This window comes from Rhizobium chutanense (assembly GCF_002531935.1).
GTDB lineage: Bacteria > Pseudomonadota > Alphaproteobacteria > Rhizobiales > Rhizobiaceae > Rhizobium > Rhizobium chutanense.
The window spans coordinates 16,756-32,806 of the sequence record NZ_NWSV01000029.1 but is presented as its reverse complement, the minus strand read 5'-3'; the positions used below and the strand labels follow the sequence as shown (position 1 = coordinate 32,806).

Genomic DNA, 16,051 nt, shown 5'->3' with positions numbered 1-16,051 from the left:
AATAACGGCCGTCAGGGGAACGGCTTTACGACTCGCGCTTGCGGACGTAAAACGACCCGTCACTCCGCACTTGGCCATCGCCCCACACCCAGCCAGCCTGCCGTATTCCGGCGTCTGCGGAGCACCCGAAGAGGATCGTCATGTCGAATGCAGCGCATCGCTCCAACCGCGTGCCTGTCGTCGCCACCATCATGCTCGCCACCTTCATGGTGGCGATCGAGGCGACGATCGTGGCAACCGCGATGCCGCGCATCGTCGGGCAGCTCGGCGGCTTCTCCTATTACAGCTGGGTGTTTTCGGCTTTCCTGCTGGCGCAGTCGACGACCACCGTCATCTACGGCAAGCTTTCCGACATTTTCGGGCGCAAACCGGTGCTGATCGGCGGCATCCTGATCTTCCTTGCCGGCTCTTTGCTCTGCGGCTTTGCCTGGTCGATGATGTCGCTGGTGGCCTTCCGGCTGCTGCAGGGGCTGGGGGCCGGCGCCATCCAGCCGGTGACGATGACCATCATCGGCGATCTCTTCAAGCTTGAGGAGCGCGGCCGCGTGCAGGGCGCGATGGCGACCGTCTGGGCGACATCGGCCGTGGTCGGGCCGCTCGCCGGCGGCATCATCGTCGACACCTTCTCCTGGGCCTGGATTTTTTGGATCAACCTGCCGATCGGCGTCATCTCGATCATCGCCTTCATGGTCTTCCTGAAGGAGGATGTGGCGCACAAACAGGCAAGGATCGATTACCTCGGATCGGTGCTGTTTTCGATCTCGATCGTGGCGCTGCTCGTCATGCTGACGGAAACCGATGCCGGGGCGGGGATTCTGATCTCGCTGTTTGCCGTCTTCGTGGTCGCGGGCGTCCTCTTCCTCGCCCAGGAAAAGCGGGCGCCGGAGCCGATCATTTCGATCCCGCTGTGGAGCCGAAGGCTGATTGCCACCAGCAATGCGGCAACGCTGCTCGCCGGCATGGCGCTGATCGGGCTTTCCACCATCCTGCCGATCTATGTGCAGGGCGTGCTCGGCCGCTCGCCGATCGTTGCCGGCTTCACGCTGACCATGCTGGTCGTCGGCTGGCCCTTGGCGGTGATGCTCTCCAGCCGCTTCTACAAGGCTTTCGGCATTCGCCGAACCTTGCGCGTCGGCAGCCTGATGTTTCCGTTCGGCGCCTGCTTCCTGCTGTTCCTGACGCCGGAAAGCTCGCCGGTTATTGCCGGCGTCGGCTCCTTCTTCATGGGCTTCGGCATGGGTCTGATCAGCCTCACCAGCATCGTGCTGGTGCAGGACAGCGTCGAATGGTCGATGCGCGGCAGCGCCACGGCCTCGATCATCTTTGCCCGCAGCCTCGGCAATACGCTCGGCGCCACCGTGCTCGGCGCGATCCTGAACGCCGGCATCAACCATTATGCGAGCGGTGAGGCGGCGGCAGGCCTGCATCAGGCGCTGAACCAGCCGACCGGGCTCTCGGCGCTCGCCGCCGACCCGGCAATCCGCGCCGTCTTCGATGCCGCACTGCACTGGAGCTTCTGGGGCGTGGTCGTCGTCGCGGTGCTGACCTTCTTCACCACCTGGCTGATCCCGGTCGGCCACGGCTGGAAGCGGGAAGAGGCGCCTGCGGCCAGCGAAGCGGCTTCGCATTGAGCGGTTCGGCGGGGCCGATCAGGGATACGAAAGCGAAAATGGGCGTCAGAAACTATCTAATCGAAGGCGTTTCCGGCATCGGCAAAACCACCGTAGCGGAAGAACTGCAGTGGCTGGAACTCAAAGTCGAAAGGAGTCTAAATCAGCCCGACCAGCATTTCCAAAAGAAACGACGGTGAGCTGAGGAAGCCTCCGGCGACAAGGCCGACAAAGCCAAGCGCCAACGCTCCGGCCAAGCCGTGATTTTGCCAGCCGATGCAGGCACCCACAGCTGCTGCCACAATGACAACCGAAACGGTCCACGCGATTTTGACCAATGAAATCAAGCCGCGAACCGGCGTTTGTTTTTCTTCCGTCACGGCGCAAAGCAACCTTTTGAAACACCTCGATGTTCTGAATATAATATTGAATTTCTTCCCACCAAGAATGCTCGCCTTATGCGCTGTCGCCAGGAAATTGCCCCGACATAGTCAGTGTAAGCTTACGGGGTATCCTGGATATCCAAGCGAACGACCTTACCGCCTTCGATGCGGAAGGTATGCGGGACGGTATGCCCGAGGCGATTGCGGCCTTGTTCCTGGGCAATCGTGAGGCATTGACCGGGTTCACGGATGCGGAAGCGGGGCAACTTGCCGATCTACTCAGGCGGCTGATCGAAAATCTGGATCGGATTGCCAGCACAGAGGCTGCGTCACACGATTGATGCGCTCGTCACCAAGCGGACCTCAATTTTCTTTCCGGGGCTGGGCCGCTTTATTCGAGCTGGTGCTGCCCTTCGGCAGGGAACGGCGGTTCTCCAAGACGCGTGACAGCAGGTTGCCTTTTCTCTTGCGCGGGACGAGATCGATATCGCTGACAAGCTTTGCGCCGCCCCGGCGGCGCTCCAGCGTGATCTTGCGGCTATGGAAGGCTTCCAGCTCGGCGCGATGGGCGACGCTGATGATGGTGACCTCGGGCAATTCGTGGATCACCATCTGCATCATCCGGTCCTGGCTCTTCTCATCGAGCGCCGACGTCGCTTCGTCCAGCACGATGATATCGGGCGTGTGCAGCAAGAGACGCGCAAAGGCGAGCCGCTGTTTTTCGCCGCCCGACAAGGTCTGGTCCCACGGCGCCTCTTCCTCGATCCTGTCTTTCAGGTATTCCAGTCCCACCTTGTCGAGGGCCGCCTTGATCTGATCCGCCGGCCAGCGATCGGCCGCGCCGGGATAGGCGACCGCACGGCGCAGCGTTCCGGAGGGGATGTAGGGCCGCTGCGGCAACATGAACAATCGCCTGTCGGGGTGGAAATCGACGCTGCCCTCGCCCCACGGCCAGAGGCCGGCAATCGCCCGCACCAGCGTGCTCTTGCCCGAACCGGATTCGCCTGCCACCAGCACCCGCTCGCCGGGTTCGATCGCGACCCGGGTTTCCTTGACCACGGCAGTGCCATCGTCGAGCGACACGGAGAGATCGTTCAGGCTGAGCATCGCCTCGCCTTCAGTGTCACCATGCTTGATGCGGCCGAGAGCGTCGCTCTGTTCGGCCCGCTCGAGCCCGTCGAGCGACATCATCAGCGAAGCGACGCGCCGTGCGCAGGCGTTCCAATCGGCAAGACGGGGATAGTTGTCGACCAGCCATCCGAACGCACCCTGAACGATGGCGAAAGCGGAGGCCGCCTGCATGACCTGTCCGAGGCTCATGCTGCCTTCGAGAAATTTCGGAGCGCACAGCAGCACCGGCACGACAGGCGCAATCAGCATCGATCCATGCGACATCAGCGTCGTGCGCATGTGCTGGCGGGCGAGCAGCGCCCATTGAGCGAGCACTTTGGCGAAGGTCTTGTGGAGATCGTTGCGCTCCTCCTCTTCACCGCCGAGCAAGGCGATGCTTTCGCCGTTTTCCCGCACATGCGTCAGCGTATAGCGAAATTCGGCTTCCGTCTGATTTTTGGTCTCGGAGACCTGGACGAAATGCCGGCCGATGACCGCCATCGAACTGGAGGTGATCGCGGCGTAGAGGACCGCGGTGACGACGAGAAAACCGGGAATGGTGACGGTAAACCCGGCGATCGGCAAAGTGAGGGCGCCGCCAATCGTCCAGAGCACGACGATAAAGGTCGAGGCGGAGAGAAAGGCCGATATGACACCGGCGATGAAATCGACCGGGGCTTCGGTGGCAATCCGCAAATCCTCGGAAATGCGCGCTTCGGGGTTCTTGTGGTCGCCGCCGATGAGGTTCAGCTGATAGTAACGGCCGTTTGCCAGCCAGCGCGCGATCACCGCCGTCGTCAGCCAGGACCGCCAGCGGCGCTGGATCATCATGCGAAGGGCGACCTGCGTGGTGACAACGGCGACGGTTCCGAGCACCAGCGGCAGGAAGACGGCGCTGAGGAAATAGACGGTGCCGGCATCGTGTCGCTCGATGGCGTCGAAAATCGCCCGGTTCCAGCGATTGATCCCATATTGGAAGCCGACATTGATGCCGATCAGGGCCAGCAGCCCGATCGAGCACGGCCAGGCGAGCTTATCGCCGCCGCGACCCCAGAAACGGCGTGCGCTGATCCAGAACCGCTTGAGCAGATATTTCTTGCGCGCCTGCTCGGCCTCCTCGGGCGTCAGTTCCGGATCGGGTTCGATAACATCCGGCGGCGGCACGACCTCCACCGTCGATGCCGTCTCCTGGGGCGAGTTCCCGGCACCGTGCGGTTCGGTGCCGTCGACCGAGTCCGGATTGAATTTAGCGTCGGCCATAGGCACGATAACGGCTTAGGGATCAGAAGGTTTCATAGGATCTTAGGCTGTCCTGTTTGTGCCGTCCAAGACCCCTCCCCAACCCCTCCCCACAAGGGGGAGGGGCTTAACCTGCCGCACCCGTTTTCCATATCTGCGGCGTTTCGAGTGGGACGAGGCGGGCGCTCCGGGTTAGTCCCTCCCCCTTGTGGGGAGGGGTTTTGGACGGTGAACCGAGACGTCCCACCCAACCTCACGCAGTCTCCGTCGCCATCTGCGGCAAGGATTGCAGCAGGGTCTGGCGGGCGGAGTGCAGGTGCGCGCGGCAGGCTTTTTCGATCGCGGCCTGGTCGCCGGATTCCAAGGCGGCGATATAATCCAGATGTTCGTGGATGGCGCGCTCGTTGCGCTCGCGGGCGGCGGTCTTGTTCCACTGGTAGTGATAGTGGAAGACGATGGCGATGGCGTCGTAGAAATCGGCGATGAAGCGGTTTTTCGAGGCGCGGTGGATCAGCAAATGGAAGCGTTCGTCGAGGACGGAAAAATCCCGGAAGCGCTGGTTGATGTCGGCAAGCATGGCATGATGGTCGTCGCGGATGGCGGCAAGATCGGTCCAGGCCTGATGGCCTCGGGGAAGCCGGCCGAATTCGGCGGCCGAATGCAGCTCGAACATCTCGCGCACATCGGCCAGTTCGAGGGCGAATTCGCGGGTAAAGCCTTTGAGCGTCCAATGGCTGTTCGGCCGTTTCTCGATGAGGCCGAAGCGGGAGAAGCGGATCAGGAATTCGCGCACGCTCGTCGTGCCGGTGCCGATCTCGCGGGCAAGCTCCAGCTCGTTGATCTGCATGCCGGGGGCGGCATCGTCGGCGAGGATGCGCTGCATGAAGCTGCGCTCGATGATGTCGTGCAGGGAGTCGGTCTCTTCGGAGGGAAAGAGGTCGCGGTCTGTGGGTTGGCGCAGCACGATCTTCTGGCGCTTGTTCCAGCGGATGATGCCTTCGTCGCTGAGCCGCGTCAGGATGGCGCGCGCCGTCGAGCGGCTGACGCCGAGCTGGGCGGCGATCTCCGGCTCCGAAGGCAGTGCGGTATCCGTGCGGAGCGCCGCGGCATACCTGTTATAGGCTTCCTTGAAGACCGTATTCTGCCTTGCCATCAGACCCCGCTTTCCGCCCTCGTGCCCGTCGCCCGCTCTAAAGCAGGGCAAACCGGCCGGGGCTTGTTCAAACGACCTTTAGCTTATTTCCGGTCGCCTGCGGCCCATTGCCTCCCTCGTCCACAGGATCAATATTCCCGTTGACTTGAAAATGTTTATTGTAGATAAAAAACAAAATCAATGCGCATTCGCCGATGCAGCGAGCGTTTCTGAGTTCAACAGTTAGAGCAGGATGCCGCCCGAAAACCGCTGAGGTTTTTCGGCATCATGCTCCAGGGAGAAGAGACTTGGACAAACTGCCTTGGATCATCCTGTCGGCCGGCGACAATGTCGCGGTCGCAACGGGCTCAATCGCGCCGGGTTCGATGGTTGCCGGCATCGAGGCCCGCCAAAAGATCGACCCCGGCCACAAGGTGGCAATTGCCGATATTCCGCTTGGATCCCCCGTCGTTAAATACGGCCAGGCGATCGGCCGCACCACGGCCGAGGTCAAGGCCGGCGACCATGTGCACAGCCACAACCTGCATTTCGAAAACGACCGGCTGGCCGCGACCGCCAATTCGGCGCCGGAAACGGCGACGGCCGAAGACAAGGCCCGTACCTTCATGGGCTATCGCCGCGCCGACGGGCGGGCGGCGACGCGCAACTATATCGGCATCATCGCCAGCGTGAACTGTTCCACCACGGTCTGCCGGGCGATCGCCGACGAGGCGAACCGGACGATCCTGCCGCATTACGAGGGCATCGACGGTTTCGTGCCGATCGTGCACGACCAGGGCTGCGGCATGAGCTCGACCGGTGACGGCATGAATGTGCTGCACCGGACTCTGGCCGGCTACACGAGGCACGTGAATTTCGGCGGCGTGCTGATGATCGGCTTGGGCTGCGAGGTCAATCAGCTGACGCTCTACGGCCAGAGCGGTGCCGGCGCTTCCAAGCGGCATTTCAACATTCAGGATGCCGGCGGTTCGCGCCGTGCGGTCGAGCGCGCCATGGGCATGCTGCGTGAAATCGCCGCCGATGTCGGCAAGGAAAAGCGCGTGCCGATCTCGGTCGGCGAGATCATCATCGGCCTGCAATGCGGCGGCTCGGACGGCTTTTCCGGCATCACCGCCAATCCGGCGCTCGGCGTCGCCGCCGATCTCCTGGCAGCGGCCGGCGGCACGGCGATCCTGTCGGAGACCTCTGAGATTTACGGCGCCGAACATCTGCTGCGCAGCCGCGCCGTCAGCGACGAGGTGGCAAAAAAGCTCGACGAGAAAATCGCCTGGTGGGAAGACTATGTCGCCCTGCACGGCGCCTCGCTCGACAACAACCCGTCGCCCGGCAACAAGCGCGGCGGGCTCACCACCATCCTGGAAAAGTCGCTCGGCGCGGTTGCCAAGGGCGGGCGCTCGCCGCTGACGGCGGTCTATGGTTATGCCGAGCGCGTCACCGCCCCCGGCCTCGTCTTCATGGACACGCCCGGCTACGACCCGGTCTCGGCGACCGGCCAGGTGGCCGGCGGCGCCAACATGATCGCCTTTACCACGGGCCGCGGCAGCTGTTTCGGATGCCGGCCGGCGCCGTCGCTCAAGCTTTCCAGCAATTCGGCGCTCTATGCCTCGATGGAAGAGGATATGGACATCGATTGCGGCACGATCGCCACGGGTGACGCGACGATCAGCGGCAAGGGCCGCGAGATCTTCGAGCTGATCGTCGACACGGCCTCGGGCAAGAAGACCAAGAGCGAACTCTTCGGCTACGGCGATAACGAATTCGTGCCCTGGCATCTGGGCGCAACGCTCTAGATAGAGAAACGAATTTGACGTCCTGGCGAGGAGGAATGATGAAGACGAGAAAGATCGGCAAGACCAGGCTCGAGGTGACCGAAATCAGCTTCGGCGCGGCAGCGCTCGGCGGTCTTTACCGCGCCTGCCCGCGCGAGCAGGCGATGGAGACGCTGCAGGCGGCCTGGGACAGCGGCATCCGCTATTTCGATGTGGCGCCCTGGTATGGGCTGGGTCTTGCCGAACGCCGCGTCGGCGATTTCCTGCGCGACCAGCCGGATGGCTCTTATGTGCTGTCGACCAAGGTCGGCCGGCTGCTCAGGCCGGTGCCGACCGGCACCGTGCCTGACTACAGCTATGTCGATCCGCTCTCCTTCGATGCCGATTACGACTACTCCTATGACGGCATCATGCGCTCGGTCGAGTTCAGCTATGCCCGCCTCGGCCTCAACCGCATCGACATTCTCTATGTGCACGACCTCGGCGGCTACACCCATGGCGCGGCGAAGAATGCGGTCCACCAGAAGCAGTTCCTCGATTCCGGCGTGAAGGCGCTGGAGGAGCTCAAGTCCTCGGGCGCGATCTCCGCCTTCGGCCTCGGCGTCAACGAAGTGCCGGTCTGCCTCGACGTCATGCGCCATGCCGATCTCGACTGCATCCTGATGGCCGGCCGCTATACGCTGCTCGACCGTTCGGCCGTTGCCGAACTCCTGCCGCTCTGCCGGCAGAAGGGCACCTCGCTCGTCGTCGGCGGCGTCTTCAACTCCGGCATTCTCGCCACCGGCCCGGTGCCGGGCTCGCATTTCGATTATATGCCGGCGGATGACGAGGTGCTGGCCAAGGTCGGCGCCATGGAGGCGATCGCCAAGCGCCACGGGGTGCCGCTCGCCGCGCCCGCCCTGCAGTTTCCGCTGCGCGATCCGATCGTCGCATCGGTGCTGATCGGCACGGCCAAGGCCTCGAGCCTGATACGCAACATGGAGATCGTCGAGCCGCGACTTGCCGACTCGATCTACGCCGAATTCGAGCCCTATACGCTCACCGCGCCGCCGCTCGGCGCCGAAGCGGTCCGGGTCTGAGGAGACATTATGCTGAGAGGTATTCATCCGCTGCTCGGTCCCGATATGCTCCATGCGCTGAAGACCATGGGGCATGGCGACGACATCGTCATATCGGACGCCAATTTTCCCTCGGGCTCGATGGGTCCGCCCGTCATTCGCGCCGACGGCGTCAGCGCCACCGCGATGGCCGAGGCGATCCTCACCCATATGCCGCTCGACACTTTCGTGCCGGAAACGGCGTGGCGAATGGAGGTGGTCGGCGATCCCAGCGCGGTGCCGGAAGTCTGCGCCGAGTTCCAGGAGATCGTTTCCAGGCGGGCCGGCGATTTCCGCATCGTGCCGGTGGAGCGGTTCGCCTTTTATGCGATGGCCCGCAAGGCCGCCTATATCGTCGCGACCACCGAGTTTCGACTGTATGGCAACCTAATTCTGAAAAAGGGCGTCGTGCATCCGCATGAGGTCGACCTGGGCTGATACCTATTTTAGGTTATCGTTGTATTGAAATAAAATCAGTTGCTTGGAGGGAGTTTACCAAAGCAAAAAAGCCGGATCGGCGCTCTTGCAATTTGATTGCGCCTCGGCTAGCTTCTCCCTGCAAATGTTTTTTATCGATAAAAACCCTCCGCCAGCGTTCAGCGGTCCGGTTTATTGGAGGAGAACGCATCCTGAGAGGAGAACCCTTATGACTATCGTGAAATCCCTTCTGTCGCGTCGCGCCTTTACCGCGCTCGCGGGTGCTGCCGTCATCGCCACGGCGATGCCGGTCACATCCTTTGCCGCCGACGTGACGATCCCGATCATCGTCAAGGACACGACGTCCTTCTACTGGCAGATCGTTCTGGCCGGCGCCCGCAAGGCCGGCAAGGATCTCGGCGTCAACGTGCCGGAACTCGGCGCCCAGGCGGAATCCGACATCAACGGCCAGATCAGCATTCTGGAAAACGCCGTTGCCGGCAAGCCGGCCGCCGTCGTCATTTCGCCGACCGAATTCAAGGCGCTCGGCAAGCCGATCGATGAAGCCGCCAAGTCGGTTCCGATCATCGGCATCGACTCGGCCGCCGACTCCAAGGCGTTCAAGTCGTTCCTGACGACCGACAACGTCCAGGGCGGCCGCATCGCCGCCGACGGCCTCGCCGCCGCCATCAAGGAGATGACGGGCAAGGAAGAAGGCGAAATCGTCATCCTCACCAATCTTCCCGGCGTCGGCTCGCTGGAACAGCGCCGTGAAGGCTTCCTGGATCAGATCAAGACCAAGCATCCGGGTCTGAAGGTCATTGCCGACAAGTACGGCGACGGCCAGGCAACGACCGGCCTCAACATGATGACAGACCTGATCACCGCCAACCCGAAGCTCGTCGGCGTCTTCGCCTCGAACCTGATCCTGGCACAGGGCGTCGGCCAGGCGATCGCCGAAAACAAGCTCGGCGACAAGATCAAGGTCATCGGCTTCGACAGCGACGACAAGACGGTCGGCTTCCTCAAGGACGGCGCGATTGCCGGCCTCGTCGTTCAGGACCCCTATCGCATGGGTTATGACGGCATCAAGACCGCGCTTGCCGTCTCCAAGGGCGAGAAGGTCGAAGCCAATGTCGACACCGGCGCCAACCTCGTCACCAAGGCGAATATGGCCGATCCGAAGATCGACGCGCTGCTGAACCCGAAGATCAAGTAAAACGACAAGACCAGGCCGCGCCGGCTTCAAAAACCGGCGCGGCCTTTTCCATCCATGGTATGGTTACCAAGGGATGGAAAGCAGACGTGACAAGAAGGAGGAGAGGTCCATGACCGGACTGGAAGAGGTCAGTCATCGCCATGATGACAGCGCCACGCTGAAAGAAGCCAATCGCATTCCCGCCGGATCGCCTATCCTCGAACTCAAGGGCCTGCAGAAGAATTACGGTCATGTGCAGGCGCTGAAACCGGCGACGCTGACCTTTCTTGCCGGCGAAATCCACGCCATCGTTGGCGAAAACGGCGCCGGTAAATCCACCCTGATCAAATTGCTGACCGGCGTCATCACCCGCACCGCCGGCGAAGTGCTGTGGTGCGGCCATCCCGTCGGACTGTCGACGCCGAACGAGGCGATCGCCCGCGGCATCAACGCCGTCCATCAGGAAGTCGTGCTCTGCCGGCACCTGACGGTCGCCGCCAACCTCTTCCTCGGCGACGAGGTCAATCGCTACGGCCTGATGCGCAAGAAGCAGATGGAGAAGATGGCGCAGGCCGTGCTCGACGATCTCGGTTTCGGCCTGCCGGCCGGCGCGCTTCTGAGTTCGCTGACGATCGGCCAGCAGCAGCTCGTCGCCACCGCCCGCGCCGCCATGCGCGGCACCCAGTTCCTGATCTTCGACGAACCCACCGCCTATCTCACCCGCCAGGAATCGGCGCAGCTCTTCAAGCTGATCCGCCGCCTGCAGGGCGAAGGGGTCACCATTGTCTATATCAGCCACCGCATGGAGGAAGTGTTCGAGTTGGCCGACCGCGTCTCGGTGCTGCGCGACGGCACCCATGTCGGTACGCGGCTGATCGGCGAGACCAACGATGCCGAGCTGATCGCGCTGATGATCAACCGCTCGATCGAGCAGATCTACCACAAGGAAGAGATTGCGATCGGCGAGACGATCGTCGAGGTCAAGGGCCTCTCCGGCCCGGGCTTCGAGGATGTGTCGCTGAGCGTCAAGGCGGGACAGATCGTCGGCCTCTATGGCCTGATCGGCGCCGGCCGCAGCGAATTCGCGCTCGGGCTCTATGGTCGCCAGCCGACAAGTGCGGGCGAAATCCACTGGATGGGCAAGCCTGTCGACATCAAGAACGAACGCACCGCCATGGAACTCGGCATTGCGCTGGCGCCCGAAAGCCGGCGCGACCAGGGGCTCTGCCTCAACCTGCCGATCGGCCTCAACATCAACCTGCCGGTGTTCGGGCGCCTCAGCCATGGCCCCGTCATCAACCACACCCGGGAATCGGCCAATGCCGACCGGCAGATCCGCGATCTCAGCATCAAGACGCCGAGCCGGCGCGTTCCGGCTTCCAGCATGTCGGGCGGCAACCAGCAGAAGATCGTCATCGGCAAATGGCTGAGCCATGGCGCGCGGCTGTTCATCTTCGACGAACCCACCGTCGGCGTCGATGTCGGCACCAAGGCGGAAATCTACCGGCTGTTCGCCAAGCTTCTGAAGGAGGGTGCCGGCATCATCCTGATCTCCTCCTATCTGCCCGAGGTCTACGAACTGGCCGACCGGCTGCACGTCTTCCGCGGCGGCAAAATCGTCGCCAGCCATGATTTCCACGCGGCGACGCATGAAGAAGTGCTCAGCGAAGCGATCGGCGTCTGAGAAAAAAGAATAAGAGGGAGAAATTTCATGACTGCCACCCCCACCGAAATCGTTGCGCCGCCGCCGCGCCGGAAAATGAACATCCTGTTCGGTCTGACGCTGATCGGCCTGCTGGTCTTCCTCTGGATCGTGCTCGGCTTGGTCACCCCGAGCTTCTGGACGCCGCTCAACATCTCGAACCTGCTGCGCCAAGGCGCGATGACGGCGATCCTGGCGCTCGGCCAGACCTTCGTCATCATCACCGCCGGCATCGACCTGTCGGTCGGCGCCATCGTCGGCTTCTGCACCGTCATCATTGCCTGGCTGCTGCAGGCGGGCGTGCCGCTCTGGGGCGCGATCGTGCTGACGCTCGCCATCGGTGTGGCGATCGGCGCCTTCCACGGCTTCGGCATCGTCCATATGGGCCTGCCGCCCTTCATCATCACGCTGGCAACCCTGACATCGCTACGCGGCATCGGCCTCTTGATCACCAACGGCTCGACGATCAGCATCACCGACGAAGGCTTCAGCAATTTCGCCCGCGCCGATTTCCTCAGCATTCCCAGCCTGTTCTGGATGGTCATCCTGGTGGCGGTGCCATCCTTCATCTTCCTGCATCTCAGCCGCTGGGGCCGTTATCTCTTCGCCGTCGGCTCGAATGCCGAAGCCGCGCGCCTTTCCGGCGTCAACGTCAAGGGCATGATCTATCTCGCCTATATCCTGTCCGCCGGCTTTGCCGCCTTCGTCGGCGTGCTGCTCGCTTCGCGCATCGCCATCGGCAATGCAACGCAGGCCGACGGCTGGGAACTGCAGGCGATCGCCTCCTCCGTCATCGGCGGCACCAGCCTGTTCGGCGCGGTCGGCTCCGTGCACGGCCCGCTGATCGGCGCCTTCATTCTCGCCACCATCAACAACGGCGCCAACCTTTTGAACGTCAACTCCTTCTGGCAGCGCATCATCACCGGTCTCTTGATCATCGTGATCGTGTTCTTCGACCAGCTGCGCCGCCGCAAGAGCAACTGAACGGCAAAGAAACGGAGCCGGTCCGAAAGACCGGCTTCTTCACTTCCCAGGGAATGCGAGACCCGTCATGAAAGCAGTTGTTTGCCGGGAGCCCGGCGTGCTCGAACTCGTCGAACGTCCTTCGCCGGCCGCACCGGCGCCCGGCTGGGTGCGGCTGGCCGTCAGCCATGTCGGCATCTGCGGCACGGATTATCATATTTTCGAGGGCAAGCACCCTTTCCTCGAATATCCGCGGGTGATGGGACATGAGATCTCGGCGACGGTGCTGGAAGCCGGCGACGGTGTTGCGTTGACGGCCGGCACCCCCGTCATCGTCAATCCCTATCTCTCCTGCGGCCAATGCGTCGCCTGCATCAAGGGCAAGCCGAACTGCTGCACCAATATCAAAGTGCTCGGCGTCCATACCGACGGCGCCTTCTGCGAGGAAATCTCGGTTCCATCAGGCAACCTCTATCCCGCCGAGGGGCTGAGCCTCGAAGCGGCGGCGACAACCGAATTTCTGGCGATCGGCGCCCATGCGGTGCGCCGCTCGCTGGCCGGCGCCGGCGCACGCTCGCTCGTCATCGGTGCAGGCCCGATCGGGCTCGGGGCGGCGATCTTCTCGCGCATTGCGGGCCATGACGTGACGCTGCTCGATACCAGCGCCGAGCGGCTGCAGATGGCCGCCGAGCGTTTCGGCTTCACCTCGGGCATCGTCGCCAACGAACAGACGGCCGAGGCCGTCAAGGAAAAGACCGGCGGCGACGGTTTCGACGTGGTGTTCGACGCCACGGGTTATGGCCCGTCGATGGAAAAGGCCTTCTCCTTCGTCGCCCATGGCGGCGCGCTGGTGCTGGTCAGCGTCGTCAAGGACGATATCCGCTTCTCCGACCCGGAATTCCACAAGCGCGAAATGACACTGATCGGCAGCCGCAACGCCACCCGCGCCGATTTCGAACATGTGGCGGATTCGATCGCCAAAGGCCTGGTGCCGGTGGAGAAGCTCATCACCCACCGCACGACGCTCACCGAGGCGCCACGCGATCTGGCCCGCTGGGCGCATGAGAAGAGCGGGCTGATCAAGGCGGTGATCAGGGTTGGGGGGTAGGCCTGTACCATGCCCGCCGAGTGCTGCGCGTGGATACTCGGGTCAAGCCCGAGTATGACGGAGGGTGGGGAAACCTATGCCGCAAGAGGCGGGGCGTCCGAACGAATTCCTGGAAAACGCGCGGGCGGCTTTGCGTGCGGATCGCTTAAACAAAGACGGCAATTCCAATAAAATCACACGCGCTTGCGGTCCTTGCCGCCCGCGTTCCCCCACCCTCCGTCGTCCTCGGGCTTGACCCGAGGACCCATGCGGCAAGCACTGTATTCGCGTTTCAAAAGCGCAAAACGCTTTCCGTCCGGAATTGCGAGACCGCTAACGCTCCATGGACGCAATCGCCCTGCACATCTCCCTGACCACCGCACTATCCGTCCGGTTGGCGCTTTTCGCCTCGAAACCAAAGGCGACCGCGCGGAGGTCGGCGCTTTCTATAGGTGAGCTGCAGGAGCCATGGACCTCGCGAGCGCCGGTCGCCTGCAAGATGGCGGTGACGTTGGCGGGGCGGATGCCGCTGCCGGGCATGATGGAGATGCGGCCGGCGGCTCTTGCCGAAAGGCGCTTCAGCGTGTCGAGGCCGTCGGCCGCCTTCAGCGCGCAGCCGGAGGTGAGTATCCGCTCAACGCCGAGTTCGACCGCCTGTTCCAGCGCCTGATCGGCGTCCGGCACCAGGTCGAAAGCCCGATGCAGTGTTGACCACAGGCCTGAAGCATGCGCTTTCAGGCGGTGGATCAGCGGCATGTCGAGCGTCCCATCCGGCCGGTTGGCGCCGATGACGACGCCGGCGAGGCCTGCGGCGCGCACGGCATCGATATCGAGCATCATCGCTTCTTCGTCCGTCCCGCCGAAGATGAAGGGGCCGGCATGCGGGCGGATCATCGCGTAGACCGGGATCGGCGCCCGGGCGGCGATCCGCATCAGGCTCGGCAGCGGCGTCAGGCCACCGAGCTCCAGCGCCGAACAAAGCTCGATACGGCCGGCGCCGCCTTCGATGGCGGCGGCAAGGCCGTCGGCGCTGTCCACACACACTTCCAGCAGGACGGTCAAGCTGCGTTCTCCCTGGCTTTGTCGCGCGCCATGATCTGCGCGACAGGTTCCGCCGTAATCCTTGCCGCCGCTTCGATGATGACGGCACAGGCATCGGCGGCGGCTTTGCGATGGTTGAAGGCGACGTGATAGGACATCGGCAGGTGTTCGTCGAGATCGACGATGCGCACCTTATCGGCGATCGGCATGGCGCTGACGCGGCCGAGGAAGGAGACGTAGCCGTGATTGGCGACGAGGTCGACGATCACGGGCAGCGAATCCGCCGCGGTGATATCCCGGCTGCGCAGGCGGCGGTTCGGCGTGCGTTCGTCGCTGAAGGCCATGGCCGCGTGGCCGAGGCCGGTGCGCGGGCTCGGCATGCAGATTGGATGAGCGGCGACGAGATCGGCGACGTTCGTCTCGATACTATCCGGCGGGGCGATCACCACCATCTCGGTCTGCAGCAGTTCACGGTGCCGGAAGCTTTCCAGGCCGAAGACCGAATCCAGGATGGCGACATCGATGCGGCCGCTCTTCAATGCCTCGCGCAGATCGTCGGCGGTCATCGACACCAGCGAGATCGCATTGTTGCTGCGGCCGATATTCCATTCGGAGACCAGTGCCCCCACGCAGCGCGCCACCCAGCTTTCCGAGCCGGTCGGGATGATCGAGCCGATGCGCAGCGAGCGGGCGCTGCGCCGGTAACGCTCGTCGGCCTGCGATTTCAGATCGTTCCAGGCCTGGCTGATCGTCGTGAAAATCTGGTAGGCCCGCCTGCCCTCCTCCGTCAGCACCGACCCCTGCGCCTGCCGCTCGAACAGGCGGCCACCCAGGAATTTCTCCAGATTGGCAAGCTGAAGCGAAAGCTGCGGCTGACCCAAGCGAAGGCGGCGGGCGGCACGATTGATGCTGCCCTGATCGGCCACTTCGAGAAAACGCTCGATCGTGACGATCTTGACGGGAATGCGGGATGCCCAGGTCTCATAGGCGTCGGTGGCGCTATCGTGACCGGTCAATCGACCGAGCTCGGCGATCGCCGCGGTGATCGGCGCCAGGCCTTCCAGCACCCTGCCGCTTGCAATCAGCGTCACCAGTTCGCCGGAGGCGCGTTCGGTCAGCTTCATCGCCAGTTCGGTCTCGAGATGGTGGAGGGCTGATGACACCGTGGATGGCGACAGCTGGAAACGCCGCGCGGTCTCGCGCACCGAACCGGAAGTCAGGACATGCTGGCTTATGAACAGGGCCCCGAGATGCAAACCTCTCCCTCCGGAAAGCGCTGGAA

13 protein-coding genes and 2 pseudogenes are annotated in these 16,051 nt (G+C 63.2%); 10 read left to right on the top strand and 5 right to left on the bottom strand.

The window, feature by feature from the left end; genetic code table 11:
* The first annotated feature begins 104 nt into the window (after window positions 1-104).
* Window positions 105-1,631: an MDR family MFS transporter gene (locus tag CO666_RS28275; protein WP_342588133.1), complete on the top strand. Its 1,527-nt coding sequence runs from the start codon at window positions 105-107 to the stop codon at window positions 1,629-1,631.
* 38 nt (window positions 1,632-1,669) lie between these two features.
* A pseudogene (locus CO666_RS34680) lies at window positions 1,670-1,741 on the top strand (nucleoside kinase); the annotation flags it as partial.
* Between the two features lie 27 nt (window positions 1,742-1,768).
* On the opposite strand, the gene CO666_RS28270 reads toward CO666_RS34680, so the two are convergent.
* Window positions 1,769-1,990, bottom strand: coding sequence for a hypothetical protein (locus tag CO666_RS28270; protein WP_245436881.1), 222 nt, complete (start codon window positions 1,988-1,990; stop codon window positions 1,769-1,771).
* A gap of 182 nt (window positions 1,991-2,172) precedes the next feature.
* Here CO666_RS28270 and CO666_RS28265 point away from each other — a divergent pair.
* Window positions 2,173-2,334 (top strand): annotated as a pseudogene (locus tag CO666_RS28265) (MarR family transcriptional regulator); the annotation flags it as partial.
* A 22-nt stretch (window positions 2,335-2,356) separates the two neighbouring features.
* Here CO666_RS28265 and CO666_RS28260 read toward each other — a convergent pair.
* Window positions 2,357-4,363, bottom strand: coding sequence for an ABC transporter ATP-binding protein/permease (locus CO666_RS28260; protein ID WP_097615334.1), 2,007 nt, complete (start codon window positions 4,361-4,363; stop codon window positions 2,357-2,359).
* 232 nt (window positions 4,364-4,595) lie between these two features.
* Window positions 4,596-5,495, bottom strand: a complete 900-nt coding sequence (locus tag CO666_RS28255) for a GntR family transcriptional regulator (protein WP_097615333.1) — start codon at window positions 5,493-5,495, stop codon at window positions 4,596-4,598.
* Window positions 5,496-5,782: 287 nt separating this feature from the next.
* Here CO666_RS28255 and CO666_RS28250 point away from each other — a divergent pair, with 287 nt between their 5' ends.
* The 7 genes from CO666_RS28250 to CO666_RS28220 all read left to right on the top strand — a co-directional run bounded on the left by CO666_RS28250 (window position 5,783) and on the right by CO666_RS28220 (window position 13,749).
* Window positions 5,783-7,285 (top strand): UxaA family hydrolase, encoded by a 1,503-nt coding sequence (locus CO666_RS28250; protein ID WP_097615332.1) that lies wholly within the window; start codon window positions 5,783-5,785, stop codon window positions 7,283-7,285.
* Between the two features lie 38 nt (window positions 7,286-7,323).
* A complete protein-coding gene (locus CO666_RS28245) occupies window positions 7,324-8,343 on the top strand; it encodes an aldo/keto reductase (protein WP_097615331.1) in 1,020 nt (339 codons plus the stop codon).
* 9 nt (window positions 8,344-8,352) lie between these two features.
* Entirely contained in the window at window positions 8,353-8,799 is a 447-nt protein-coding gene (locus tag CO666_RS28240) for an RbsD/FucU family protein (RefSeq protein WP_097615330.1), read from the top strand.
* 208 nt (window positions 8,800-9,007) lie between these two features.
* Entirely contained in the window at window positions 9,008-9,997 is a 990-nt protein-coding gene (locus CO666_RS28235; protein ID WP_097615329.1) for an ABC transporter substrate-binding protein, read from the top strand.
* A 109-nt stretch (window positions 9,998-10,106) separates the two neighbouring features.
* Window positions 10,107-11,660, top strand: a complete 1,554-nt coding sequence (locus CO666_RS28230; protein WP_097615328.1) for a sugar ABC transporter ATP-binding protein — start codon at window positions 10,107-10,109, stop codon at window positions 11,658-11,660.
* A 27-nt stretch (window positions 11,661-11,687) separates the two neighbouring features.
* A complete protein-coding gene (locus CO666_RS28225) occupies window positions 11,688-12,662 on the top strand; it encodes an ABC transporter permease (RefSeq protein ID WP_097615327.1) in 975 nt (324 codons plus the stop codon).
* A 67-nt stretch (window positions 12,663-12,729) separates the two neighbouring features.
* Window positions 12,730-13,749 (top strand): zinc-binding alcohol dehydrogenase family protein, encoded by a 1,020-nt coding sequence (locus CO666_RS28220; protein ID WP_097615326.1) that lies wholly within the window; start codon window positions 12,730-12,732, stop codon window positions 13,747-13,749.
* A 312-nt stretch (window positions 13,750-14,061) separates the two neighbouring features.
* Here CO666_RS28220 and CO666_RS28215 read toward each other — a convergent pair whose 3' ends face one another.
* Both CO666_RS28215 and CO666_RS28210 read right to left on the bottom strand, forming a co-directional pair.
* Window positions 14,062-14,790, bottom strand: a complete 729-nt coding sequence (locus CO666_RS28215) for a copper homeostasis protein CutC (protein ID WP_097615325.1) — start codon at window positions 14,788-14,790, stop codon at window positions 14,062-14,064.
* Window positions 14,787-16,025, bottom strand: a complete 1,239-nt coding sequence (locus CO666_RS28210) for a LysR family transcriptional regulator (RefSeq protein WP_097615324.1) — start codon at window positions 16,023-16,025, stop codon at window positions 14,787-14,789. The genes CO666_RS28215 and CO666_RS28210 overlap by 4 nt, the downstream gene beginning before the upstream one ends.
* Between the last annotated feature and the right edge of the window lie 26 nt (window positions 16,026-16,051).

Bases quoted from the DNA above. Each gene is read 5' to 3' on its own strand.
- CO666_RS28225 (WP_097615327.1), top strand. From the start codon at position 11,688: ATGACTGCCACCCCCACCGAAATCGTTGCGCCGCCGCCGCGCCGGAAA.
- CO666_RS28255 (WP_097615333.1), bottom strand. From the start codon at position 5,495: ATGGCAAGGCAGAATACGGTCTTCAAGGAAGCCTATAACAGGTATGCC.
- CO666_RS28235 (WP_097615329.1), top strand. From the start codon at position 9,008: ATGACTATCGTGAAATCCCTTCTGTCGCGTCGCGCCTTTACCGCGCTC.
- CO666_RS28230 (WP_097615328.1), top strand. From the start codon at position 10,107: ATGACCGGACTGGAAGAGGTCAGTCATCGCCATGATGACAGCGCCACG.
- CO666_RS28220 (WP_097615326.1), top strand. From the start codon at position 12,730: ATGAAAGCAGTTGTTTGCCGGGAGCCCGGCGTGCTCGAACTCGTCGAA.
- CO666_RS28260 (WP_097615334.1), bottom strand. From the start codon at position 4,363: ATGGCCGACGCTAAATTCAATCCGGACTCGGTCGACGGCACCGAACCG.
- CO666_RS28240 (WP_097615330.1), top strand. From the start codon at position 8,353: ATGCTGAGAGGTATTCATCCGCTGCTCGGTCCCGATATGCTCCATGCG.
- CO666_RS28245 (WP_097615331.1), top strand. From the start codon at position 7,324: ATGAAGACGAGAAAGATCGGCAAGACCAGGCTCGAGGTGACCGAAATC.